Origin of the sequence: Phyllobacterium chamaecytisi, from assembly GCF_020164455.1 — a bacterium.
GTDB classification, from domain to species: Bacteria; Pseudomonadota; Alphaproteobacteria; order Rhizobiales; family Rhizobiaceae; genus Phyllobacterium; species Phyllobacterium chamaecytisi.
On record NZ_JAIQWW010000006.1, the window covers coordinates 222,583 to 246,352 of the forward strand.

The window sequence follows — 23,770 nt, forward strand, 5'->3', positions numbered from 1 at the left end:
TTCGTGTGACTTTAGCTCTATTTGCCGCGGCGCTTGCGCAGGTGCGCGACAAGACCTTGCGTGGAAGCGTCCTTGTCCTTTGGCTTTACCTCGCCGGAGACTACCGGCAGAAGTTCCGTCGCCAGTTCCTTGCCAAGCTCGACGCCCCACTGATCGAAAGCGTTGATGCCGTAAAGCTGCGCCTCGACGAACACGCGGTGCTCGTAAAGGGCAATCAGACGTCCGAGCGTATAGGGATCGAGAATGTCGTGGATGATGGTAATCGACGGCCGGTTGCCGGTGAAAACCCTGTGCGGCGCGATGCGGTTCACCTCGGATTTGGGCAGGTTCTTTGCCGCCAGCTGTGCCTTGGCTTCGTCCAGTGTGCGGCCGCGCATGAGTGCTTCGGATTGGGCGAGGCAATTTGCGAGCAGCATTTCGTGCTGGTTGTCGAGCTGCGGCTCATGGCCCTTGGCTGCAACAATGAATTCTACAGGAATTGTATCGGTACCCTGATGCAGAAGCTGGAAGAACGCATGCTGGCCGTTTGTTCCGGGCTCGCCCCAGACGACGGGTCCGGTCGGCCCGGTAACCGGTTTGCCATCGACTGTAACGCCTTTGCCATTCGATTCCATGTCGAGTTGCTGCAAATATGCTGGCAAACGAGCCAGCCGCTGGTCGTAAGGGATCACGGCGCGGCTGGTATAGCCGGAAATCGCGCGGTGCCAGTAGCCGATCAGACCCAGCATCATCGGCAGGTTTTTCTTCAGCGGAGTTTTGCGGAAGTGCTCGTCCATGGCATGGGCGCCATCGAGGAAGCGGCCGAAATTTTCCGGTCCGATGGCGATCATCAGTGGAAGACCGATCGCCGACCAGATGGAATAGCGGCCGCCAACCCAATCCCAGAAACCGAAAATACGGTCTGCAGGGATACCAAAGGCGTCCACCTTGTCGAGCGCGGTGGAAACAGCGGCGAAGTGCTTGCCGACGGCCTTCTCGCCCAGCGCATCGGCGATCCATTTGCGCGCTGCCTTGGCGTTGGTCATGGTCTCGATGGTGGTGAAGGTTTTCGAGGCGATGATGATCAACGTTGTTGCCGGATCGAGACCGGCAAGCGTATCGGCGATATGAGCGCCATCGATATTGGAGACGAAATGGGCTCTCGGCCCGTCATGGTAGGGCGACATGGCGAGTGTGGCCATGGCCGGGCCGAGATCGGAACCGCCGATGCCTATATTGACGATGTCAGTGATCGGCTTGTTCTTTGCACCCTTGATTTCGCCGGAACGCAGACCGTCGGCGAATGCCGCCATACGATCGAGCACCTCCTTGACACCGGGCATGACATCTTCGCCATCGACCTTGATCGGCTTGCCGGACCGGTTGCGCAGGGCTATGTGCAGGACTGCCCGGCCCTCCGTATTGTTTATTGGTCTGCCGGCAAACATTGCATCGCGGCGTTCTTCTACCTTGGCTACCTTGGCGAGATCGCCGAGCAGCGACAGCGCTTCGTCGTCTACAAGGCATTTCGACCAGTCGAGCAGCAGATCGTCGAGCTGGAGCGAATAGCGGGAGAAGCGCTTCGGGTCATCGGCAAAGGTCGCGCGCATATCCTTCGGCGCGCCCTTTTTCCAATGTGCTTTCAATGCCAACACCTGCCGCTTGAGGTCGTTCGCTTGTCCTGACGCCATGTCTGTCTCCTGAAATCACGCTTGATGGTGGGCAAACTGCCACCGGAATCGTTTTAGTTCAATCAACCGGAGGAAGAATCTCCGTCTTTCCATGATACGGCAAGTCTGTGCCGCAAATGCTGGCGGAACTGCGGCGCTTCAAGCGCTTCTATTTGCCTGAATAGTATTCTAATTTGCTTCAAAAGGGAGGGCTGAGCATGGACTTGACCGGAGAAGAACGTATTGCCGCATCGCGCGACACCGTCTGGAAAGCCTTGAACGATCCGGAAATATTGAAGGCGTGCATACCCGGATGCGAAAGCCTCGAGAAAATCTCGGATACGGAGCTCGAAGCCACCGTCGGCGTCAAAATCGGTCCGGTCAAGGCACGTTTCAACGGCAAGGTGCAGCTGACGAATCTCAATCCGCCCTCCTCCTATACGATCTCCGGCGAAGGCAAGGGCGGAGTTGCCGGATTTGCCAAGGGCGGAGCCGATGTCACGCTGATCGAGGAAGGTAGCGAGACCGTTCTGGCCTATGTGGTCAACGCGGATGTCGGTGGCAAGATCGCCCAACTCGGCAGCCGGTTGATTGCCTCGACCTCCAAGAAACTCGCCACGCAGTTCTTCGAGAACTTCAACGCAGCGGTGAGCGGGACCTAGTAAAGGACCATCTGTCGCAATTTCCATAAGCCATGGCGGAAAGCCGTTTGGGTTTAGGGAGTCGAAGCCGGATATCGTGAACGCATGCACTAACGCATTTGGAATGGCATGCATGCGCTCCTTTGATTTTGTCATTGTCGGATCTGGATCGGCTGGATCGGTCGTCGCGGAGCGTCTTTCAGCAAGTGGACGACATTCCGTGCTGGTGCTGGAAGCTGGCGGCTCGGACCGGCGCTTCTTCGTGACCATGCCGCTCGGCTATGGCAAGACGTTTTACGACAAATCCGTCAACTGGATGTACCGCGCGGAACCCGATCCCGGACTTGACGGCAATGCCGACTACTGGCCCCGCGGTAAAGTGCTCGGTGGATCGAGTTCGATCAATGCCATGGTCTATGTTCGCGGCGCACCCGAAGACTTTGACGAGTGGCGCGACAGGGGCAATCCGGGCTGGGGCTATGACGATGTTCTTCCGGTATTCCGCTCGCTTGAGGATCATGACGGGCCAGCACAGAACCTTGGCAAGGGCGGGCCACTACACGTCAGCGACTGCTCAAAGCTGTTTCACCCGCTTGCCAACCAGCTGATCAAGGCGGCGCAGGAGGCCGGACTTGCCTATAACCCCGATTTCAATGGCGCGCGCCAGGAAGGCGTCGGGCCTTTTCAATTGACGACGAAAGGCGGAAGGCGGATGTCCGCCGCTCGGGCTTTCTTGCGACCTGCGATGAGGCGGCGCAATGTCACCGTCATCACGCAAGCGATGGTGACGCGCATTCTTTTCGATGGGAAACGTGCCTCTGGTGTCGAATTCACCCGCCACGGCAAGAGCGAAACTGCAATGGCCGGCCGCGAGGTCATACTCTGCGGCGGTACGATCAATACGCCACAACTTCTGGAGCTGTCGGGTATCGGCGATGCCACGCGTCTACGCGATCTTGGCATTCCTGTGGTGCATGACAACGCCCAGGTGGGCGAAAATCTGCAGGACCACCTTGGCATCAACTACACCTACCGGGCCAATGTTCCATCGCTCAACCAGGTGTTGCGGCCATGGTGGGGAAAGGCGCTTGCGGGCATGGAATACCTGCTGCTGCGGAGCGGACCCCTATCAATCAGCATGAATCAGGGCGGCGGCTTTTTTCGCAGCGATCCATCGCGCAAGCGCGCCAACATGCAGCTCTATTTCCAGGCTTTTTCAACGCTGGTCCCCAAAAACGGCGAACGGCCGATCCTGACGCCCGACCCATGGCCAGGCTTTTCCATCGGGCTTTCAAATTGTCGTCCGACAAGCACGGGGTCGATCCACATTCGCTCAAGCAACCCGCTGGAGCAGCCGCGCATCGTGCCGAACGCGTTCTCCACTGACCATGACGTGGCAGAGATGCTCGACGCGGTGAAATTCCTGCGCAAGATCGCCGCAACGCCGATAATGTCCAAGCTGATCGTGGAGGAATTGCTGCCGGGTCCAGCCTGCCAGCGCGATGAAGAATTGATCACGGATTTCCGGCGGCGCAGTGGCACGGTCTACCATCCCGTCTCCACCTGCCGCATGGGCCCGGATGCAGCGCAATCGGTGGTCGATCCGCGTTTGCGGGTTCACGGCGTAGAGGGACTACGCATCATCGACTGCTCGGTATTTCCCAATATCATTTCCGGCAATACCAACGCCGCTGCCATGATGGTAGGTGCCAAGGGAGCAGAACTTGTTCTGGAAGACAGTGACTAGCACTGAATAGCACGCTCGAAGTCGAAAACGCTTCCGGCGCCGCCGACATACCGTTCCAACGATAGCCATTCGAAAACTGTTGCCGCGGCGCTGTCGCGGGCGTCCACTCCGGTTATTCGACGCCCCGCAACTTGAATGGCAGGACCTATACCGTGGTATAGCTCGCCCTACCCCTCGACCCCAATTTACCGCGAACACGCCTCAACGTAGCTTCGTCGATGCCGTGTGTAAGGCGGCGGTCAGCAAACACAGGAGGCAAACATGAACCTACAACACACTTCACATCCCGCTAGATCGGCCCCCGACGAGTTGGTTCCGTCGCGCTACGCGTTGAAGATCGGCGAGATCGACGTCATGGTGATCAGCGACGGGGTGCTTCCGTTGCCAGGCAAGATGTTGGGCCACAACGCCGATGCGGCCGACCGGGCGGCTTGGCTCAACTACAATTTCCTGCCGACGGATAAGCTCGACTGGGGGCTGAACGTGGTCGTGGTTCGAAGCGGCGGCAAGACCATCCTCATCGACGCCGGGCTGGGGGACGACCCGAACTTGAATTTGCCACGGGCCGGGCAACTGGCCCATCGACTAAAGGCCGCCGGCATCGATCTTGGGTCCGTGACCGACGTGGTGCTTACCCACATGCACATGGACCACATTGGCATGCTGCTCGTCGACGGGGTGAAGGACCAACTGCGTAAGGACTTGCGGATCCACGTTGCAGCCGCCGAAGTCAAGTTCTGGACGCACCCCGATTTCTCCCACGTCTCCATGCCGGAGGGGTTCCCGGACGCGCTTCGGGCCGCCGCCAAGCGGTTTGCGGAAGAGTACCGCAGCAATCTGCAGACGTTCGAGGAGGAGTACGAGGTTGCGCCGGGGGTGGTCGTCACCCGCACCGGCGGTCACACCCCCGGACACAGCGTGGTGCGCCTCGCATCCGGCAACGACCGGCTGATGTTCGCCGGCGACGCCGTGTTCGCGGTCGGGTTCGAACATCCCGACTGGTTCAACGGCTTCGAACATGACCCCGAGGAAGCGGCCCGCGTCCGCGTCCGTCTTTTGAAGGAGCTGTCGGCGACCGGCGAGCTGCTGGTGGCCACTCACCTGCCGTTCCCATCCATCGGCCATGTAGCGACCGACGGCGATACCTTTCGTTGGGTACCGATATTCTGGGACTACTGACCCTTGTTGGGTTAGGAGCCGCACTAGGGCGCGTCCTCATAGGGTTAGTGAGCCCGCGCCCTAGGGTCAGGACCCGTTAATCTGGTCGAAATGGTAGGAGGCCATTTGCGCGGCTACGAGGAGCAAATGGACCCTATCCTCCGGACGCCCAAACGGCTGTAAGCTGCAGTGTCGAACCGCTCGGCCGGGGGAAAGACCCCGCCCTTCCCAGTTCTCCTCGCATCTTCTTGCCGTTTCAGGCGCCATTTCGATCATGTTAATGAGTCCTGACCCTAGTCAGCTATATCTTGCCTCGAGCAAATCTATATCGCGCACCATTTTGCTGGCGACGGTGCTTTCCAGCCGCCGCGCCCGCACCAGACGGTAGATTTCCTGCCGCTCTGCCTTCAGCGCGGTAATGTGCAGCTGTTTTCCGATTTCCTCGCTTCGTGCCGCCTGTTCGCGTTCCTCACCAAGATGCATGCGCCCGTCGATGCGCTTGCGATAGAGCTCCATGATCTGCGTGGCCACATCGGTGAAAGCATCGGCGTCGGCACGGCCGGATGCGAGTTCGTGTTGGGCCTTTTCGATGGCCATGATCGCGGCTTCCGCGGCGGCAATACGGGCGTAGTCCTCCTCCCGCTGGTGGGAATCTTCGACCGGCAGGTCGATATTCTTGAGCACGCGCGGAAGACAGATGCTTGCCATGATGAGGGACAGGATGATGACGCCGGCGGCCAAGAATATCACAAGATCACGGGCGGGAAACAAGCTCCCATCATTGAGGAATAGCGGCAGCGTCAGGATGCCGGCCAGGGTGATGGCGCCGCGAACCCCGGCAAAGGACATGGCGGCGACGAGCTGCCAATTTGGCCTTACGACAGGCTGTCCATTTTTGGAAGACCGGCGAAAGGCGAAGCGCCACGAGACCCAGACCCACGCAAAGCGAAGCGCGACCAGCGACGCATAGATAACCACCACATAGACCGGCAGCCACCAGTAACTCGCCCTCCCCACGTGATGGACGTTGTCGACCGCACCCGAAAATATGCCTGGAAGCTGCTCGCCCAGAAGCACGAAAATGGCGCCGTTGGCAGCAAATTGTGCCGTGTCCCAGACGGCGGTGCGTCTTACCCTTGTCAGAGCCAGAGACTGGCCGGTGTTCTCGGCGTAGCTCATGGTGATGCCGGCGGCGACGGCTGCAAGAATGCCGGAGGCATGCACATGTTCTGCCAGCAGATAGGCACCGAAAGGAATGAGCAGGCTGATAAGAATCTGCGAGCCACTCTCTTCACCAAGATGCCGGGTCAGGAATGCCTTGCCCCTTGTGACGCCAAGGGTGACACCAACACCGATTACAATTCCCGCAAAGGCGAGCCAGAGAAATGTCAGAAATGCTGCCTGCAGCGAAAACGCACCGGTGAGCATGGCGGCAACTGCAAAGCGCATGCAGACGAGGCCGGACGCATCGTTCAGGAGCGATTCGCCTTCGAGAACATGCATCATGCGCGAGGGAATTGGCACGCGTGCCGCAATGGCGGAAACAGCGATCGGGTCGGTCGGCGAAAGGATCGCGGCGAGCGCAAAGGCGACCGGCAAGGGCACGGACGGGATCATCCAGTGGACTAAGAAGCCCACGCCGATAACCGTAAAAATAACAAGCCCGAGCGCCATTTCGAGAATGATGCCCTTGTCGCGGAAGAGACCTTCCTTGGGAATGCGCCAGCCATCAAGGAACAGCAAAGGCGGCAGAAACAGCAGGAAGAAGATGTCCGGATCAAGCTGGACGCGAATATTCGTCACCGAGGCGATCGCCGCTCCGAGGCCGATCTGCACCAGCGGCAGCGGCACTGGAAGGGGAAGGACCCGGATGATGGAATCGCTGACCACCACGGCCAGGAGCATCAGCAGGACAATGGTTATTGTTTCCACGGAAAATCCAGTTTTGATCGGGAACAGGATGGAGGAAGTGCGGGTGCTTTGTCGAGCCGAACCTTGGCGACTTTGTGCCCAGATAGTGCCGAAGGGATGAATTGCACGATTTCGCTGAAAGACGAGGCACATCATTTTACGTTTACGTCAATGTAAATACTTGCAAGCAACCTGCCTCTCGCAATAGATAGCGTTGTTAAGTAGCATGCATGCGGGTTTGGAGAACTGCGCGCAGGCGTCAAGGAAATCAACTGGGAGGTTAATGTGGCGAAAGAGACAACACCGGCAAAAGCAACCAAGAACGCGACGGCAAAAGCGCCAGTTGATAAAGTGGTGAAAACCGCCGCGCCAGCTTTGAAAAAGCAAACCGGTAATGTCAGGAAGGCCGCGACGGACAATTTGGTAAAAGCGCCTCCGAGACCAAAACCCGCAAGCGCTTCAAAGGCGCCTGCCCAAGCGCTGGCTGACGTCGCGGCAAAGGCAATGCCTGCCAAGGCCAAAGTTGCGGCCAAGGGAAAAGCGGCGACTGTCAAGGCAGCTAGCGACACTCCGGCAAAAGTCCCAGCGAAAACGAGAACCGCCCGCGCGTCCAAGGCAGCAGCTGTCCCAACAAAATCTGTTGTTGCGGAAGCCGCTGCAAAACCGAAAGCAACGCCTGCCAAGGCAAAATCGGTGGCAAAGCCAAAAGCCGGGACTGCCAAGGTGGCAAGCGCCAAGCCTACGCCGCGCGAGTGGGTGAAATCCTATCCGGAAGGTGTTCCGGCGGAGATCTCTGCATCGCAATATGAGTCGGTCGGCGATTTGCTTGCGAGGGCTTACAAGCAATATGCCGACCAACCCGCATTCAGCTGCATGGGCAAGAGCATGACCTATGCCGATCTCAATCGTCATTCGCGCGCCATGGCCGCATGGCTACAATCGCGCGGACTGGTCAAGGGCGATCGCGTCGCCGTCATGATGCCCAATATCTTGCAATACCCGGTCATGATCGCTGCGATCCTTCGGGCGGGCCTGACGGTCGTCAATATCAATCCGCTTTATACGCCGCGCGAGCTCGAACACCAGTTGAAGGACAGCGGTGCCAAGGTAATTATTATTCTGGAAAATTTTGCCTCAACGCTGGCAAAAGTTGTCACCAAAACGCCTGTTCAGCACGTGATCGTAGCAGCGATGGGCGATATGCTGGGCCTGAAGGGTCATCTCGTGAATCTCGTCGTGCGGCGCGTCAAGAAGATGGTGCCCCCGTGGTCTTTGCCGGGCCATACGCCATTCAAAACAGCACTCGCTCAAGGTGCAGCTCAGAAGCTGAAAACCGTCGAAGTGACCGGAGCTGACGTTGCCTTCCTGCAATATACCGGTGGCACCACAGGCATTTCCAAAGGCGCAATCCTTACACACAGCAATATCGTTTCCAATGTCGCACAAATGCGACTGTGGTGCGATGTCGGATTTCGCGTGAAAGGGCGCCCGAAGGACATCGTCTACATTTGCGCGCTGCCGCTTTATCACATTTTCGCTCTGACAGTGAACGCAATGATGGGCATCGATCAAGGTGCGCTGAACGTGCTCATTCCAAATCCCCGCGATATTCCCGGCTTTGTCAAAGAGCTGCAGAAGCACAAGTTCCACATTTTCCCGGGGCTAAACACGCTGTTCAACGGCCTTCTCAATAATGAAGAATTCCGCAAGCTCGACTTCAAGGAAATGATCCTATCGCTTGGCGGTGGCATGGCGGTGCAGAAGCCGGTAGCCGAGCGATGGAAGGAAGTAACGGGCTGCCTGATCACAGAAGGCTATGGCCTGTCGGAGACTTCCCCGGTGGCTTCGGCAAACCGACTCGATGCAACCGAATTCTCTGGGACGATTGGACTGCCGCTCCCCTCGACGGATTTCTCCATCCGCGACGATGAAGGCAAGGAGGTTCCGTTAATGGAAGTCGGCGAGATCTGCATCCGCGGTCCGCAGGTCATGGCAGGCTACTGGAACCGCCCGGACGAAACCGAGAAGGCGATGACATCCGACGGCTTTTTCCGTTCCGGCGATATGGGCTACATGGATGAACGTGGCTACACCAAGATCGTTGACCGCAAGAAGGACATGATCCTGGTCTCGGGCTTCAATGTCTATCCGAACGAGATCGAGGAAGTGGCGATGGAGCACGTTGGCATACGCGAAGCGGCGGCTATCGGCGTGCCGAACGAGCATTCGGGAGAGATCGTCAAACTCTTTATCGTCCGCAAGGATCCGGCGTTGACCGAGGAGGCCGTGAAAGCCTTCTGTGCCGAACGGCTGACCAACTATAAACGCCCGCGAATCGTGGAGTTTCGCGATGAGTTGCCGAAGAGCAATGTCGGCAAGATATTGCGGCGCGAACTACGGGATTGATCGGGGGCTACGCCGCCTTGTCGCGAACCTGATAATCCTTGATCGCGGCGAAGCGGATCGCCTTCCAGCGCTCCGCTTCGTAAGACAGTGAAAACGTATTCTGAGCTAGAAACACCGGATCATTGTCGAGATCATGTGCGATATCGGCACGATGTGAATTGATAAAACGCTGCAGCTCTGCCGGATCATCCGCGGAAATCCAGCGCGCGACAGTAAAGCGGGCGGGTTCAAAGCCGACCGGGAGCGTATATTCCACCTTCAGCCGCTCGGTCAGAACGTCGATCTGCAGGGCGCCGACAACGCCGACGATAGCGGGCGAGCCGTCATCCGGCAGGAAGAGCTGGACCACGCCCTCCTCCGCCATCTGCTGCAAAGCCTCGCGCAGCTTCTTCGCCTTCATCGCATCATCGAGACGCACGCGGCGCAAGATTTCCGGCGCAAAGTTGGGCACGCCGCGGAACAGAAGGTCCTCGCCCTCCGTCAGCGTGTCACCGATACGCAGCGTTCCATGATTGGGAATACCCACCACATCGCCGGCCCACGCCTCATCGGCGATCTGGCGGCTGCGCGCGAAGAAGAACTGCGGCGCAGACAAGCTCATCGGTTTACCGGTGCGCACCAGCTTGGCTTTCATGCCGCGCGACAGTTTCCCAGAGCAGACCCGCAGAAAAGCGATGCGGTCGCGATGGTTGGGATCCATGTTTGCCTGAATCTTGAAGACGAAGCCGGTCATCTTGTCTTCGGTTGCCTCGACCTTGCGCGTATCGGCATCCTGCGCACGCGGGCTCGGGCCATAGTCGCAGAAGGCTTCAATCAGATCACGCACGCCGTAGTTGCGCAGCGCAGAACCGAAATACACAGGAGTAAGATGACCCTCCTGGAAAGCCTGCAGATCGAATGGATTGCAGGCGTCCCGCGCCAGAGTGACCTCGTCGATCCAGGCTTGGCGCTCGTTCTCAGGCAAAAGACCGGATGCAGCGGAGGATTCAGGACCATTGACCGGCGTCGGCACCTCTTCCTCGTCGCGTCGGCGCACCGTGTTGTTCTGCAGATTATAGGTTCCGGCAAAGCTCTTGGCGCGGCCAATGGGCCAGGTGATTGGCGCGGTGTCCAGCGCAAGTTTCTGCTCGATCTCGTCGAGAATTTCGTAAGGGTCGCGGCTTTCGCGGTCCATCTTGTTGATGAAAGTAACGATTGGAATATCGCGCATGCGGCAAACTTCGAAGAGCTTGAGCGTACGCGCTTCGATACCCTTGGCGGCATCGATAACCATGACCGCGCTGTCGACGGCAGTCAGCGTGCGGTAGGTGTCATCGGCGAAGTCCTCGTGACCAGGCGTATCAAGCAGATTGAAGATGCAATCCCTATACTCGAACGTCATGACCGAAGTGACCACCGAAATACCGCGATCACGCTCGATATTCATCCAGTCGGAGCGTGTCTGGATACGGTCCTTCTTGGCCTTGACCTCACCCGCGAGCTGGATCGCTCCGCCGAACAGCAGCAGCTTTTCGGTCAGTGTGGTTTTACCGGCGTCAGGGTGTGCGATGATCGCAAAGGTACGGCGCTTGGAAACGGGATGGTCGGCAGAAGACATGGAAGCTCAAACTCGATGAAGGAAAGGTTGCGCGCCTTCTATCAGCCGCAGGCTTCGCAGTCGATGGTTGATTGCGAGGCGCTGTGCACGCTCACGCTGTGCACGCTCATATGAGTTCGAGATGTAGCGTTCTCCCAACCGCGACAGCAGCGCGCTGGACGGTATCGAGTTGCACCTTGTCATTTGCAGGATCGAGCAACCGATCGAGTTGGGTACGGCTGGTCTTCATCCGTTTGGCCATTTCGCTCTTGGTAATGCCCTCCTTCAGCATCGCCTGTTCGAGCTGCCATGCCAGCACGCGTTTGATCGCATGGACCGTTGCCGCCTCGTCAATCCCTTCTTCCCTCAAAAATTCATTGAAGGGCGAGCCAAAGTGTTTACCAATCATCGTCCAATGTTCCTTTGCCGTTTACGAGCAACTTGCAGATCCGGTGCCGGCGTTCTCTGCGTCTTCTTCACAAAAGCATGGAGTAAGACCATGTTACCTTGGGCCGGGCAAAAGAGGATTCGCGCAATCCGTCCATGGGCAAGATTGCTGCGTACCTCCCATAGACCAGCACCCAGCGATCGACACAGGGGCATCCCAATCGGCCACCCAAACTCAAGCACGGCAATATCAAAACCTACAACACGCCGATCCTCAATATCGAGGGATTTCAACCAGTCTCTGACTGGTTCAATACCACTTTCCGATTGATAGAAGACTGCCGCTATTCTCTTCAATTCGCCACCGCAAGTGTACCGTTTACGGTACGTAAAATCAAACAATTTCTGCACACTCGGCTAAACCGAGATATGCCGACCGTGCCGACAATTGCGCAATTGGACTTTAGTTGGCCGTTTGATTTTGAAATGGCGTTTGGCGCGTATTATGTGCAAACAACGCACCCTTCATATCTTGTGAGTTGACCGTGGCTGCCGTCTGGTGAAAAAGGTCTTTTCATGTCCAAAATATCCGATTCCGCTCGCCACAAGAATCCTGCTCTCGGTATTATCCGGTTGCCGCATGGGCTGGATCTTGAATTGCCCTCCTATGAAACGTCAGGCTCCGCCGGCATGGACCTTCGGGCCGCCGTGCCGGAAGACCGGCCATTGCTGCTTTTGCCCGGTCGCAGAGCGCTTGTGCCCAGCGGCTTGATCTTTGAAATACCACAGGGTTTCGAGGCGCAGATCCGGCCACGTTCGGGCCTCGCACTGAAAAACGGAATTACCTGTCTCAACACCCCCGGAACGATTGATTCCGACTATCGTGGTGAGGTAAAAGTATTGTTGATCAATCTCGGCGATGACGATTTCTATGTGACACGCGGCATGCGTATTGCACAGGTCATCCTCGCTCCGGTCGTGCAGCTTGATGTCGAAGAACGGCAACATGCCAGCGAGACGGTCCGGGGTGCCGGAGGGTTCGGTTCAACAGGTACGTCCTAGCATAAAGGACGTCCGCACTGGAGGTCGTCATGGACAAGGGCAGGGTTTTTCGTCAGCTGCATGAAGCCCCCGGGATTTTTCTCATGCCCAACCCATGGGATCCCGGCACAACGATGCTCCTGGCATCGCTCGGGTTCAAGGCACTTGCGACAAGCAGCGCGGGTTTTGCGTTTTCACGTGGTCTTCCGGATGGCGGTGTGCCGTTTGACATGATGATCCAGCATTGCAAGGATCTCATTTCTGCCACGGGCCTTCCGATGAATGCCGATCTCGAGAAGGGCAAGGGTGACAGTCCAGACAGCGCGGGCGAAACGATTTTCGCGGCCCAAGCTGCAGGGCTCGCCGGCTGTTCGATCGAAGACTATTCCGGGGACGACCATAACCCCATCTATGAGTTCTCGCTTGCCGTCGAGCGTGTCGCTGCAGCGAGCGAGGCAGCCAAGGCGTTGAAGGGAGATTTTGTCTTTACCGCCCGCGCTGAAAACTTCCTGCATGGTAGACCCGATATCGAGGACACGATCAAGCGGCTGCAGGCATTCGAAGCAGCTGGCGCCGACGTTCTCTATGCGCCGGGCATCCGCGATATCAATCTTGTCCGGCAAGTCTGCTCGTCGGTTTCCAAGCCGGTCAACGTGATGGCCGGCCCCACCTTCACGGTTGCGCAGCTTTTGGAGGCGGGCGTCAAGCGTGTATCGCTTGGTCCGTATTTGACGACCATCGCCTTTGCGGCGGTCCGGGATGCAGCGCGCGAGATCCTGGACAAAGGGACTTTTGAATTCAGTCAACAGGCGATGCCCTTCGGCGAATTGCAGCAACTCTTTTCGCAGGGCGCAGACAAGGACATCTGAAATAATGACAAAACCCGAGCTGGTGATTTTCGACTGTGACGGAGTTCTGGTCGATACGGAGACACTCGGCAATCAACATCTCGTAAAAATGCTCGACGCTTCCGGCTATGCAACCACTTTCAAGGCAGTACGCAAAGATTTCTGCGGCATGCCCATGCGTGCAGTGAAAGAAAAGATCGAGGCCGCAGGCTATCCGCTCGGCGAGGATTTCGTCGACCGCTGGTATCAAGCGATACCGGTCATCTTCGAAAACGGCGTCGAGGCCATCCCGCATATCGAAGAGGTCATCGCCGCGGTCAAAAAGGCGGAACTTCCCTACTGCGTTGCTTCATCGGCCAATGTCGAGAAAATGCATATCACGCTGGGCAAGACCGGTCTGATAGAGCATTTTCAGGACGTGCTCTACAGCGCCTCGATGGTGGCCCGCGGCAAGCCGTTCCCTGACCTGTTCCTGTATGCGGCCAAGGAAATGGGTTGCGAGCCATCCAAGGCCGTTGTCATCGAAGACAGCGTTGCCGGAACGAAGGCGGGCACAGCCGCCGGCATGCGTGTCTTTTCCTATTGCGGCGATGCCCATGCAGACCATAAGGGTCTGGCGGCTGCCGGCGGCATTCTCTTCAATGATATGCGCCGACTACCGGCGATGCTGGGGGTCGCCTGATGGCCGAGCCCTTGACCGTTATCGACATGCACACCGGCGGCGAACCCTTGCGCATCGTCACCGGCGGCTATCCCAAACTGCCAAAGGGCACGATCCTCGAAAAGCGTGCCTATGTACGCGACAGGCTGGATCACCTCCGCAAGATAGTGATCTTCGAGCCACGCGGCCATTTCGATATGTATGGCGCGGTTCTGGTCGAGCCAAACCTGCCCGGCGCCGACCTGGCAGTGCTGTTCATGCACAATGAAGGCTATTCCACCATGTGCGGCCACGCCATCATGGCGCTCGGCCGCTACGCTGTCGACTACGGGATTGTGGCGAAGGTGGAGCCCGTGACGACAGTCCACATCGAATGCCCGTGCGGCATGGTCGTGGCATCGGTCGAAATACGCGACGGCAAATCCGGCGGTGTCTCATTCGAGAGCGTGCCTGCCTTTCTTTATGCTGGCGACCAGATGATCGAGCTGCCGGGGTTCGGCAAAATCAATTTCGATGTGGCCTATGGCGGGGCCTTCTATGCCTTGGCGGACTGTCATCAGTTTGGACTCGAATTCGGCCGCGATCCGGCGAGAAATTTCATTGACGCTGCAACTATCCTGACCGAGGCCGTAAAGGAGGCGGTGTCGCTCGATCATCCAGACCATAAGGATCTGGCGTTTCTCTACGGATCGATCCTGACAGATGGGGCGGACGACTGGAATGAAGGCCCGACGAAGAATGTCTGCATCTTCGCCGACGCGCAGCTTGACCGCTCCCCGACGGGTTCGGGGGTGACCGCGCGGCTCGCTGCGATGTTTGCCAAGGGGCAAATTCGCGAAGGGAATGCGCGGATATTCGAAAGTATTGTAGGCTCACGCTTTGCGGGCTTCGTTGCCTCGACCACCAAGGCGGGCGACTTCGACGCCATTACCGCACGCGTTTCCGGCCACGCTTACTACAGCGGCAAAGCCGAGTTCATCGTCGAGGACGATGATCCGCTCGGCCAGGGCTTTTTGGTTCTCTAGCGCATTCGCTTTGTTTTCGTGGGCCCCAAACACTCGCTCGAAAATATATTAAACCAAATGGTTGACTATCGAATATTTCGATGTTATTAAACCATATGGTTGAATTTCAGACACCTCACCTCGACGCCGTTTTCCATGCTCTCTCCGATCCAACACGGAGAGCCATTCTGCACCGGCTGACCGAGGGCGAACGTACCGTCAGCGAGCTTGCGACGCCCTTCAATATGTCGCTCGCCGGTGCATCGAAACACATCAAGGTGCTGGAAGGAGCCGGATTGGTGCGCCGCCATGTCCAAGGCCGGACGCATTATTGCCAGCTTGAGGCGGCCCGCCTTGCGGAAGCGCAAGAATGGCTACGTACCTATGAGCGGTTCTGGACAACGCGTCTCGACGATCTCGAGGCAATCCTGCGCGAGGAAGATCGCGCCTTGGCTCGATCAAGTGAACAGTCGACGTCGAGCCCTGCCAAATCTGATAAAACGTCAAGGAGCACGAAATGAACGAGCATGTCGGAAATGATCGTCTCGGTGTTGTGACAGCACCTCGTACGATTCGCATCGAACGCATCCTTCCCGGCCCAGTCGAACGGGTCTGGGCCTATCTCACTGAATCGGACAAGCGCAAGAAATGGCTGGCCGAGGGGCCCATGGCCAATTATGTCGGCGGCGATGTTGAACTGACCTTTTACCACTCGCAGTTGTCAAACGAGCCCACCCCGGCCGACTACCAGAAATATGAGGGTCACACGAACAAGGGCAAGGTCACTCGTTATGAGCCGCCGTCATTCCTCAGCTTTACCTGGCCGGAATCCACAGGCGAACCTTCCGAAGTAACATTCGAACTTACGGCCTCGGGATCGGATACATTGCTCCGCGTCACGCACACACGACTTGGCAGCAACGACTCCATGGTGAGCGTTGCCAGCGGCTGGCACACACATCTGGGTGTCCTCATCGATCACCTCAGCGGCGAACAGACCAGCGGTTTCTGGGACAAGTTCACCCGGCTCGAGAAGGAATATAAGCACATCATCGCAGGCTGATTGCGAAGATATCGCCTACATAACATTATTGGCCGGCATCGTCTGCCGGCCTTCAACTACAGTCGAAATCGCCTCTCGAACATCCAGACCGGCTCCTCCGTATAGGTCGTTTCGGCAATCTTGCGGAAACCGTTCTTTTCAGCGATCCGCTGCGATGCAGCGTTTTCCGGAGATATGATGCAGACCGCCCGATCGTGCTTGAAGAAAGCATCACCCCAGGCGACCACCTTGGCAAGGGCTTCACTTCCGAAGCCTTTGCCGTGGATTTCCGGCGCGAGAACCCAGCCCATCTCCGGCGTATCGCCAATGCGCGGTTCCATATCGCGCTCGAAATTGCCAAAGCCGAGCTCTCCAACGAAACGTCCGCTTGCCTTCTCTTGCATCGCCCAGAAACCGTAGCCAATGAGCTGCCACATACCGGCATAACGCAAGAGCCTTGCCCAGGATTGCTCCCGCGTGGAGGGCTTGCCCGAGATGTATTTATACACCGAAGAATGCGCCCACATTGCATGGAGCGCCTCAAAATCCTCGCGCTTGTGAGGACGCAGGATGAGACGTTTGGTTTCAAGCGTTGGAATCACGATTCTGGTCTCCTGATCCACACTTAAACTTCCACCGTCTGCAATGCAGCTGCTATTTTCGCTGCCAGGCGCTCCGCGACCTCTTCCTTGCTCATATCCGGCCATTCCTCGACCCCTGATCGGGTGACAATCCGCACGGCGTTGCGGTCGCCGCCCATGACACCGGTGGCGTGGCTGACATCATTGGCGACGATCCAGTCCGCCCCCTTCTTGTCGAGCTTCCGCTTGGCATTGGCAAGCAGGTCCTGTGTCTCGGCAGCAAAGCCGACGACCAGACGCGGACGCGATTTGCTGTGACCCACCCCGGCAAGAATGTCCGGATTTTCGATCATCTGTAGCGCCGGAGCTTTTTCACCCGGCTTCTTCTTGATCTTTTCGCCCGCTTCGTTCGCGGTGCGCCAATCCGCAACGGCAGCGACCATGATGGCGGCATCGGCAGGCAAAAGCTGCTCCACGGCATCGCGCATTTCACGTGCCGTTGAGACGTGGATCACTGCAACATCTTCCGGATCCGGGATCGTGACGGGACCAGAGACCAGACGGACCGTTGCGCCGAGCCTGGCAAGGGCCGCGGCAATGGCGTGGCCCTGCTTTCCGGACGAGCGGTTGGCGATATAGCGAACCGGATCAATGGGTTCGTGGGTCGGCCCCGAGGTCATGACAATGGTTTTCCCCGCCAGCGGTTTCGGCCTGCGGTCGAGCAGCTTTTCAATAGCACCGACAATCTCAAGCGGTTCCGCCATACGGCCATCTCCGCTTTCACCACTCTCCGCCATTTCGCCCTTGTTGGGGCCGACAAAACGAATGCCGTCCTTTTGAAGCACGGCGCGATTTCGCCTCGTTGCCGGATGGTTCCACATTCTGGGATTCATCGCCGGCGCTATCAGCACGCGTTTATCGGTAGCCAGGAGGATCGCCGAAGCCAAATCATTGGCAAGGCCAGTCGCCATCTTTGCCATCAGGTCAGCTGTTGCCGGCGCGACGACGATCAAATCAGCCTCCCGGGACAGGCGGATATGGCCGACATCATGCTCGTCCTCGCGCGAGAAGAGTTCCGTGAAAACCTTGTCAGCTGCGAGCGCACCCACTGCCAGTGGCGTTACGAATTCTTCTGCCGCCTTGGTCAGGACCGGACGCACCTGTGCGCCACGCTCGCGCAGACGCCGGATAAGATCGAGGCATTTATAGGCTGCGATTCCCGCACCGATGATCAGCAGGATGCGACGCCCGGATAACGCGCCCGGGGCATGGATCGTCGTCGACGTTGCGGAGGTCTCTATCGAAACTGCGTTTCCTAGTTCCCCAAGGACAAGCCGTACTTCTTCTTCCATCGAGCGCCCATGCGCCGCGGCGCGCAAACGCAGCTTTTCCTTGATGGAACCGTCAAGATTGCGAATGGTAATACTGGCCATATGATTGCGCCCGCCCCGATAAAGATTGCCGAAATGCAATCATTGCAATCACATTAGCCGATATATACCTAGCTGAGAAGCTCATAGGTGATGATGACAAGACAAATTGCAATCACCCAGAGCGCGATACGCCCCGAGCGTGTATGGCGGGCCTCAGCCTTGCCGATAGCCTGTGCCGTCTGTTCGTCAAATCGCAAACCCTGTTCCGCCATCCTGTCGAATTCCTTCGACAGCCGGTCAGCGCGCCCGACCAATTCGGGCACCTGGCGGGCCAGATGCAGGACTGCCTGAGCCCCTTCACGCGCATCGATGAGAATGCCCTGCGGCCCTAGATTGCGGCGAATCCAGCTCCCAACCACCGGTTCCGAAGCCTTCCACATGTTGAAATGCGGATCCAGCGTGCGCGATACCCCCTCGACCACAACCATGGTCTTCTGCAGCATGACAAGTTCGGGCCGCGTTTCCATGTCGAAGAGTTCTGTGACCTCGAAGAGCAGCGTGAGCAACTTTGCCATGGAAATGGTTTCGGCAGGTTGGCCATGGATTGGCTCGCCGATGGCGCGGATGGCCTGTGCAAAGCTCGCCACATCATGCCGGTGCGGCACATATCCAGCCTCGAAATGCACTTCGGCAACACGGACATAATCGCGCGTTATGAAGCCGTAGAGGATTTCCGCGAGAAAACGGCGCTCCTTCTTGCCAAGCCGGCCGGTGATGCCGAAATCCACCGCAACGATATGGCCCTCGTCGTCGACGAACAGATTGCCGGGGTGCATGTCTGCGTGGAAGAAGCCGTCGCGCAATGTATGGCGCAGGAATGACTGGATCAGCGTTTCGGCGAGCTTGATGAGGTTGTGTCCGGCTGCGCGCAAGCCCTCGATGTCCGACATTTTCACGCCATCGATCCACTCGAGGGTCAGGACATCGCGTCCAGTCCGCTCCCAATCGACAGTCGGAACACGAAACCCCGGATCATCCTTGGTGTTCTCGCCGATCTCCGAGAGCGCGGCGGCCTCAAGGCGCAAGTCCATCTCGATACGGGTCGTCTGTGCCAGCGTACGGGTAACTTCAATCGGGCGCAGGCGGCGCGTGGCAGGTACATAGCGCTCCTGCCATCTTGCCACCAGAAAGAAACTCTCGAGGTCGTTGTTGAAACGCTGGCGCACACCTGGGCGCACGACCTTGACCGCAACCTTCTTGATGTCGCCATTGCTTGCAACGAAGGCCGGGTGCACCTGTGCAATCGATGCCGCAGCAATTGGTTCATCAAGACTTACGAAAAGGTCGGACACAGTCCGTCCAAGCGAACCCTCGATAGCCTTGATCGAAGCGTCCATAGGGAAAAAATCGAGCTGATCCTGCAAGAGTGCCAGATCGTCGGCCACTTCGGTCCCGACCACATCGGGCCGTGTTGCGAGGAACTGCCCGAGCTTGACGTAGGACGGGCCAAGCTTGTTGATGGCGCGCGACATGCGCTCGGAGCGCTGCGCCGTCATGGCGCGGCGGCGGGCCAAGAGGCCGGCCATCCGGTGACCGAAGGCGGGGAGACCACTCAGGCCCTCGGCTGGCAAAGCGGATATGACGCCTTCACGCGTCATGATCCATCCGGCCCGCATCAGGCGAAATATTGCTGCAGGACTACTCATGCTGCGATCACAGCTTCCAGCCGGAATGCAGCGCGGCAACACCACCAGTGAAATTGCGCCAGCTAACCCGTTCGAACCCGGCCTTGCGGATCATCTCGGCAAAATCGGACTGGCGCGGAAACTTGCGGATGGATTCCACCAGATATTGATAGCTGTCCGCATCGCCGGTCACGGCCTTGCCGATCTTTGGAATGGCATTGAACGACCACGCGTCATAAATTTTGTCGAGGACCGGCAATTCCACCTCGGAGAATTCGAGGCAAAGGAAGCGCCCGCCGGGCTTCAGCACACGAAAAGCCTCCGCCAATGCCCGATCGATATGCGGCACGTTGCGGATACCGAAGGCGATCGTATAAGCGTCGAAACGTGCATCCTCAAAGGGAAGTTCTTCAGCATTGGCCTCTACAAACTCGGTATTGTCGGCAAGCCCCTGTTTTTCGGCGCGATCGCGGCCGACGCCAAGCATCGAACCATTGATATCAAGGATTGTCGCATGGGCATTGCGGTTTGACGCCTCAACAATACGGAAGGCAACGTCGCCGGTGCCGCCCGCCACGTCGAGCACTTTCCAGCCGGCCGTTTTTGAGGGGGCGAGCCAGGCAATCATCGAATCCTTCCAGACACGATGCAGGCCGCCGGACATCAAATCATTCATCACGTCATAGCGTTTGGCGACGCGGTGGAAGACGTCATTGACGCGTGTCTGCTTTTCCCCATCGCTGACATCCTGAAACCCGAAGGACGTTTCCATGCCGCCGTGGGCACCGGTGCGTTGCTGGCTCATTGTGCTACCTGTTTTTCAAATCGCCAGAACCATAGAAGATTGAAACGCATAAGGCTATTGTCTCTTGCGCGGTGAAGCGCCGCGTTGATCTGTTTTGTCAGGGGTGACCGGGATGGTTCTGAAAGCCGAATTGCATTGCCATATCGAAGGCGCCGCCTCACCCCGTCTGGTCGAACGGAAAGCCACTAAATATGGTGCCGACGTCTCCGCATTCATCCAGAATGGCAGATTCGTCTGGCATGATTTCACCTCGTTCCTGCGCGGATTCGATCAAGCTTCGATGCTTTTCCGCACGGCAGAGGATTACGCGGATCTCGCGGAAGACTACCTTCTGTCGTTAAGCCGGCAAGACGCCATCTATTCGGAGTTTTTCATATCGACGGATCACGCCATTAGCGCAGGGCTCGACCCGCGGGCCTATATCGACGGGCTGGCGGAGGGCATCCAGCGTGCAAAAGCCGCGACGGGAATACAGTGCCGGATGATTGCCACAGGCCTGCGTCATAAGGGACCGGAAGCCGTCACAGCAGCGGCACAATATATCGCCGCTAATCCGCATCCCCTCATCACCGGTTTCGGCATGGCGGGCGATGAGCGCATGCATTACCCTGGCGATTTTGCGGCTGCATTCGAGATCGCGCGTGATGCGGGGCTCGGCATCACTGTGCATGCGGGCGAGCTTGCGGGGTGGGAAAGCGTGGCTGACGCGCTAGACGCTCTGAAACCCGCGCGCATTGGCCATGGTGTTCGCGCGATTGAAAATGCCGATCTGGTTCAACGGCTGGCCGAGGAGCAGGTCGTTCTGGAATGCTGTCCCGGTTCGAATATCTCGCTGGGCGTCTACCCGGATTTTCCATCGCATCCTTTTGCCGCGCTTGCCGAAGCTGGCGTCCCGATAACGCTCAATGCCGACGATCCACCTTATTTCCATACGGATCTTGCGCGCGAATATGAGATCGCAGCCACATATTTCGGCTATGACGACGTGAAGCTGACGGAAGTTACAGCGACGGCGCTCAAGGCCGCTTTTGTCGATGAAGACACGAGAACTGTACTGCTGGAGCGGCTCTATCCGGACAAAACTGTGCGCGTTGCCGATGAGGTCTTTGCAGGATCAGTCTCAAGCAGCTAAGAACCGTCTTGAAACTCTACTGTGGCCGTCATCTGACGTGGTTTTCTGCGCTTCCGGTGCTCACGTACTTAATGTACGCTGCGCTCCGGTTCTCGAAGACCACTCCATCTGACTCGCCGCAGCGACTTTCAAAACAGGCTCCAAAGTCTGCAGAATTTCTAGTAAGAGGGGTTTCCAATGGGCGTGACGATTGTTTCCCACCCGCTTGTCCAGCACAAGCTTACCATAATGCGCGACAAGGATACCTCTACCGCGGGCTTCCGGCGACTGCTCAAGGAAATATCGCTGCTCCTTTGCTATGAGGTGACGCGTGACCTGCAATTGACCAATATCCGTATCGAGACTCCTCTGACGGAAATGGATTCGCCGGTAATCGAGGGCAAGAAACTGGTTTTCGCCTCGATCCTCCGGGCGGGCAACGGCTTGCTCGAAGGCATGCTTGACCTCGTTCCCGCTGCACGGGTCGCGCATATCGGGCTTTACCGTGATCATGAGACGTTGCTGCCGGTCGAGTATTATTTCAAGGCGCCTGAGGATATAGTCAACCGGCTAATTATCGTGGTCGACCCGATGCTTGCAACGGCCAACTCCGCTATCGCCGCCATCCAGAAGCTGAAGGATCGCGGCGCCAGCAATATCCGCTTTCTCTGCCTTCTCGCGGCACCGGAAGGTATCGAGCGCTTTACAAATGCGCATCCGGACGTGCAGGTTTTCACCGCAGCGATCGACAGTCATTTGAATGAGAAGGGCTATATTGTTCCCGGCCTCGGTGATGCCGGCGACCGCATGTACGGGACGAAATAATCAGGGTCCTACCCGACGAAGCACTGGGGCAATCGTGCGGGGTTTGCGCTCGGAAAACCCGTAGGCGGCCTGGATTACCTTTACTGCTGCTGCTGCATCGGCGTCGGTTCGGGCGTGGACCAAGGCAATCGGTTCTCCCTCTTCCATTCTTGCCCCGATTGGCTGTAGCGCCGTGATGCCGACCGCATGATCGATGGGGTCCTGCGGGCGAATGCGCCCACCGCCGAGTGTAACGACAGCCACCCCGACAGCGCGCGTATCAACGGCCGCAACATAGCCTGCCTGCGCGGCTTTGACTTCATGCGTGATGGGCGCAACAGCCAGATGGTGCCGGGTCCGGGTGATGAAATCCGTTGGCCCGCCGAGGCCGGCGACCATCCGGCCGAAAATCTCCGCCGCCTTGCCACTGCTCAAGGCTTCCCTTGCCTTGTCGGTTGCGGCTTTATGATTTGGGGCAAGCTTGGCCGAAACCAGCATCTCTGCGGCAAGTGCCAGCGTGACCGCTTCAAGCCGGGTGTCACGCCGGTCCCCGGTCAGGAAATCGACGGCATTCCTGACCTCGACCGCATTGCCGGCGGCAAGTGCCAGAGGTTCGTTCATATCCGTGAGAACGGCGGTCGTTGTCAGCCCGGCTCCAGCCGCGACCGCCACAATACTTTCAGCCAATGACACAGCATCGCGGTTTCTCGTCATAAAGGCGCCATTGCCCGATTTCACATCCAGTACCAGCGCATTGAGGCCAGCGGAAAGTTTCTTGGACAGGATTGAAGCGGTGATAAGCGGGATCGATTCGACGGTCGCCGTCACATCGCGGATCGAATAGAACCGCTTGTCGGCGGGTGCCAGATTGGCAGTCTGGCCGATGATTGCGCAACCGACCTCGTGGACGACCTTGCGGAACAAAGCGTTGTCGGGTTGGCTGCGATAGCCGGGGATTGAGTCCATCTTGTCGAGCGTACCACCCGTATGACCGAGCCCACGTCCCGAGATCATCGGCACGTAAGCACCGCAGGCTGCTACGATTGGCGCGAGTATCAGCGAAACGTTGTCACCAACGCCGCCAGTCGAATGCTTGTCGACGGCAGGCCCGGGCAAGTCCGACCAATCAAGAATATCGCCGGAATCGCGCATGGCCAAGGTGAGTGCCACGGCTTCGTCCCGTTTCATGCCATTGAAGAATATGGCCATGGCAAAGGCGGCAACCTGTCCCTCGGTGATCGACCCTGAACTCATCGCATTGATGAAAGCCGTGATATCGGCAGCGTCCAGAGTATGACCGTCGCGCTTTCGCCGGATAATTTCTTGCGGCAACAACATTG

At 57.9% G+C, this 23,770-nt stretch carries 22 protein-coding genes; 12 read left to right on the forward strand and 10 right to left on the reverse strand.

Annotated features, from left to right (window positions below; translation table 11 throughout):
* Positions 1-17 precede the first annotated feature (17 nt).
* Entirely contained in the window at positions 18-1,670 is a 1,653-nt protein-coding gene (gene pgi / locus LB462_RS11865; protein WP_224508066.1) for a glucose-6-phosphate isomerase, read from the reverse strand.
* Between the two features lie 197 nt (positions 1,671-1,867).
* On the opposite strand from pgi, the gene LB462_RS11870 reads away from it, so the two are divergent.
* The 3 genes from LB462_RS11870 to LB462_RS11880 all read left to right on the forward strand — a co-directional run bounded on the left by LB462_RS11870 (position 1,868) and on the right by LB462_RS11880 (position 5,216).
* Positions 1,868-2,311, forward strand: coding sequence for an SRPBCC family protein (locus LB462_RS11870; protein ID WP_224508068.1), 444 nt, complete (start codon positions 1,868-1,870; stop codon positions 2,309-2,311).
* A gap of 112 nt (positions 2,312-2,423) precedes the next feature.
* Entirely contained in the window at positions 2,424-4,037 is a 1,614-nt protein-coding gene (locus tag LB462_RS11875; protein ID WP_224508070.1) for a GMC family oxidoreductase, read from the forward strand.
* Positions 4,038-4,298: 261 nt separating this feature from the next.
* A complete protein-coding gene (locus LB462_RS11880) occupies positions 4,299-5,216 on the forward strand; it encodes an MBL fold metallo-hydrolase (RefSeq protein WP_224508072.1) in 918 nt (305 codons plus the stop codon).
* Between the two features lie 276 nt (positions 5,217-5,492).
* Here LB462_RS11880 and LB462_RS11885 read toward each other — a convergent pair whose 3' ends face one another.
* Positions 5,493-7,127, reverse strand: a complete 1,635-nt coding sequence (locus LB462_RS11885) for a Na+/H+ antiporter (protein WP_224508073.1) — start codon at positions 7,125-7,127, stop codon at positions 5,493-5,495.
* 399 nt (positions 7,128-7,526) lie between these two features.
* On the opposite strand from LB462_RS11885, the gene LB462_RS11890 reads away from it, so the two are divergent.
* Positions 7,527-9,512 (forward strand): long-chain-fatty-acid--CoA ligase, encoded by a 1,986-nt coding sequence (locus tag LB462_RS11890; protein WP_370637124.1) that lies wholly within the window; start codon positions 7,527-7,529, stop codon positions 9,510-9,512.
* A 7-nt stretch (positions 9,513-9,519) separates the two neighbouring features.
* On the opposite strand, the gene LB462_RS11895 is transcribed toward LB462_RS11890, so the two are convergent.
* The 3 genes from LB462_RS11895 to LB462_RS11905 all read right to left on the reverse strand — a co-directional run bounded on the left by LB462_RS11895 (position 9,520) and on the right by LB462_RS11905 (position 11,886).
* Positions 9,520-11,109 (reverse strand): peptide chain release factor 3, encoded by a 1,590-nt coding sequence (locus tag LB462_RS11895; protein WP_224508075.1) that lies wholly within the window; start codon positions 11,107-11,109, stop codon positions 9,520-9,522.
* A gap of 106 nt (positions 11,110-11,215) precedes the next feature.
* On the reverse strand, positions 11,216-11,497 hold the full coding sequence (locus tag LB462_RS11900) for a helix-turn-helix domain-containing protein (protein ID WP_224508077.1): 282 nt from the start codon (positions 11,495-11,497) through the stop codon (positions 11,216-11,218).
* Entirely contained in the window at positions 11,494-11,886 is a 393-nt protein-coding gene (locus LB462_RS11905; protein ID WP_370637117.1) for a type II toxin-antitoxin system RelE/ParE family toxin, read from the reverse strand. The genes LB462_RS11900 and LB462_RS11905 overlap by 4 nt, the downstream gene beginning before the upstream one ends.
* A gap of 165 nt (positions 11,887-12,051) precedes the next feature.
* Between LB462_RS11905 and dut the strand changes: the two genes are divergently transcribed.
* From dut to LB462_RS11935, 6 genes are all read left to right on the forward strand, one after another.
* Positions 12,052-12,537 carry a dUTP diphosphatase gene (gene dut / locus LB462_RS11910; protein ID WP_112525631.1) on the forward strand — a complete coding sequence of 162 codons (486 nt, stop codon included), beginning with the start codon at positions 12,052-12,054 and terminating at the stop codon, positions 12,535-12,537.
* Between the two features lie 29 nt (positions 12,538-12,566).
* On the forward strand, positions 12,567-13,385 hold the full coding sequence (locus tag LB462_RS11915) for an isocitrate lyase/PEP mutase family protein (RefSeq protein WP_224508081.1): 819 nt from the start codon (positions 12,567-12,569) through the stop codon (positions 13,383-13,385).
* A gap of 4 nt (positions 13,386-13,389) precedes the next feature.
* Positions 13,390-14,046: an HAD family hydrolase gene (locus tag LB462_RS11920; protein WP_224508083.1), complete on the forward strand. Its 657-nt coding sequence runs from the start codon at positions 13,390-13,392 to the stop codon at positions 14,044-14,046.
* Complete coding sequence (locus LB462_RS11925) at positions 14,046-15,050, forward strand: proline racemase family protein (protein ID WP_224508085.1); 1,005 nt, start codon at positions 14,046-14,048, stop codon at positions 15,048-15,050. Before LB462_RS11920 ends, LB462_RS11925 begins: the two co-directional genes overlap by 1 nt.
* Before the next feature lie 95 nt (positions 15,051-15,145).
* Positions 15,146-15,550: an ArsR/SmtB family transcription factor gene (locus tag LB462_RS11930; protein ID WP_224508088.1), complete on the forward strand. Its 405-nt coding sequence runs from the start codon at positions 15,146-15,148 to the stop codon at positions 15,548-15,550.
* Positions 15,547-16,092, forward strand: coding sequence for an SRPBCC family protein (locus tag LB462_RS11935; RefSeq protein WP_224508089.1), 546 nt, complete (start codon positions 15,547-15,549; stop codon positions 16,090-16,092). Before LB462_RS11930 ends, LB462_RS11935 begins: the two co-directional genes overlap by 4 nt.
* A gap of 56 nt (positions 16,093-16,148) precedes the next feature.
* On the opposite strand, the gene LB462_RS11940 is transcribed toward LB462_RS11935, so the two are convergent.
* The 4 genes from LB462_RS11940 to ubiE all read right to left on the reverse strand — a co-directional run bounded on the left by LB462_RS11940 (position 16,149) and on the right by ubiE (position 20,515).
* A complete protein-coding gene (locus LB462_RS11940; protein ID WP_224508091.1) occupies positions 16,149-16,673 on the reverse strand; it encodes a GNAT family N-acetyltransferase in 525 nt (174 codons plus the stop codon).
* 23 nt (positions 16,674-16,696) lie between these two features.
* Positions 16,697-18,085, reverse strand: a complete 1,389-nt coding sequence (coaBC, locus tag LB462_RS11945; RefSeq protein ID WP_224508093.1) for a bifunctional phosphopantothenoylcysteine decarboxylase/phosphopantothenate--cysteine ligase CoaBC — start codon at positions 18,083-18,085, stop codon at positions 16,697-16,699.
* A 68-nt stretch (positions 18,086-18,153) separates the two neighbouring features.
* On the reverse strand, positions 18,154-19,731 hold the full coding sequence (ubiB, locus tag LB462_RS11950; protein ID WP_224508095.1) for a 2-polyprenylphenol 6-hydroxylase: 1,578 nt from the start codon (positions 19,729-19,731) through the stop codon (positions 18,154-18,156).
* Positions 19,732-19,738: 7 nt separating this feature from the next.
* Positions 19,739-20,515, reverse strand: a complete 777-nt coding sequence (ubiE, locus tag LB462_RS11955) for a bifunctional demethylmenaquinone methyltransferase/2-methoxy-6-polyprenyl-1,4-benzoquinol methylase UbiE (protein WP_224508098.1) — start codon at positions 20,513-20,515, stop codon at positions 19,739-19,741.
* A gap of 112 nt (positions 20,516-20,627) precedes the next feature.
* Between ubiE and LB462_RS11960 the strand changes: the two genes are divergently transcribed.
* Together LB462_RS11960 and upp are read left to right on the forward strand one after the other, a co-directional pair.
* Entirely contained in the window at positions 20,628-21,647 is a 1,020-nt protein-coding gene (locus tag LB462_RS11960; RefSeq protein WP_224508100.1) for an adenosine deaminase, read from the forward strand.
* A 177-nt stretch (positions 21,648-21,824) separates the two neighbouring features.
* Positions 21,825-22,451 (forward strand): uracil phosphoribosyltransferase, encoded by a 627-nt coding sequence (upp, locus tag LB462_RS11965; protein ID WP_112525651.1) that lies wholly within the window; start codon positions 21,825-21,827, stop codon positions 22,449-22,451.
* Here upp and deoA read toward each other — a convergent pair whose 3' ends face one another.
* Entirely contained in the window at positions 22,452-23,765 is a 1,314-nt protein-coding gene (gene deoA, locus LB462_RS11970; protein ID WP_224508259.1) for a thymidine phosphorylase, read from the reverse strand.
* Positions 23,766-23,770: the final 5 nt, after the last annotated feature.

What these genes read in the sequence shown, in the direction of transcription:
- LB462_RS11930 (WP_224508088.1), top strand. Translation starts at nt 15,146, where the DNA reads ATGGTTGAATTTCAGACACCTCACCTCGACGCCGTTTTCCATGCTCTC.
- LB462_RS11960 (WP_224508100.1), top strand. Translation starts at nt 20,628, where the DNA reads ATGGTTCTGAAAGCCGAATTGCATTGCCATATCGAAGGCGCCGCCTCA.
- LB462_RS11935 (WP_224508089.1), top strand. Translation starts at nt 15,547, where the DNA reads ATGAACGAGCATGTCGGAAATGATCGTCTCGGTGTTGTGACAGCACCT.
- ubiB (WP_224508095.1), bottom strand. Translation starts at nt 19,731, where the DNA reads ATGAGTAGTCCTGCAGCAATATTTCGCCTGATGCGGGCCGGATGGATC.
- coaBC (WP_224508093.1), bottom strand. Translation starts at nt 18,085, where the DNA reads ATGGCCAGTATTACCATTCGCAATCTTGACGGTTCCATCAAGGAAAAG.
- LB462_RS11900 (WP_224508077.1), bottom strand. Translation starts at nt 11,497, where the DNA reads ATGATTGGTAAACACTTTGGCTCGCCCTTCAATGAATTTTTGAGGGAA.
- LB462_RS11895 (WP_224508075.1), bottom strand. Translation starts at nt 11,109, where the DNA reads ATGTCTTCTGCCGACCATCCCGTTTCCAAGCGCCGTACCTTTGCGATC.
- pgi (WP_224508066.1), bottom strand. Translation starts at nt 1,670, where the DNA reads ATGGCGTCAGGACAAGCGAACGACCTCAAGCGGCAGGTGTTGGCATTG.
- dut (WP_112525631.1), top strand. Translation starts at nt 12,052, where the DNA reads ATGTCCAAAATATCCGATTCCGCTCGCCACAAGAATCCTGCTCTCGGT.
- upp (WP_112525651.1), top strand. Translation starts at nt 21,825, where the DNA reads ATGGGCGTGACGATTGTTTCCCACCCGCTTGTCCAGCACAAGCTTACC.
- LB462_RS11915 (WP_224508081.1), top strand. Translation starts at nt 12,567, where the DNA reads ATGGACAAGGGCAGGGTTTTTCGTCAGCTGCATGAAGCCCCCGGGATT.
- LB462_RS11880 (WP_224508072.1), top strand. Translation starts at nt 4,299, where the DNA reads ATGAACCTACAACACACTTCACATCCCGCTAGATCGGCCCCCGACGAG.
- LB462_RS11920 (WP_224508083.1), top strand. Translation starts at nt 13,390, where the DNA reads ATGACAAAACCCGAGCTGGTGATTTTCGACTGTGACGGAGTTCTGGTC.
- LB462_RS11870 (WP_224508068.1), top strand. Translation starts at nt 1,868, where the DNA reads ATGGACTTGACCGGAGAAGAACGTATTGCCGCATCGCGCGACACCGTC.
- ubiE (WP_224508098.1), bottom strand. Translation starts at nt 20,515, where the DNA reads ATGAGCCAGCAACGCACCGGTGCCCACGGCGGCATGGAAACGTCCTTC.
- LB462_RS11925 (WP_224508085.1), top strand. Translation starts at nt 14,046, where the DNA reads ATGGCCGAGCCCTTGACCGTTATCGACATGCACACCGGCGGCGAACCC.
- LB462_RS11875 (WP_224508070.1), top strand. Translation starts at nt 2,424, where the DNA reads ATGCGCTCCTTTGATTTTGTCATTGTCGGATCTGGATCGGCTGGATCG.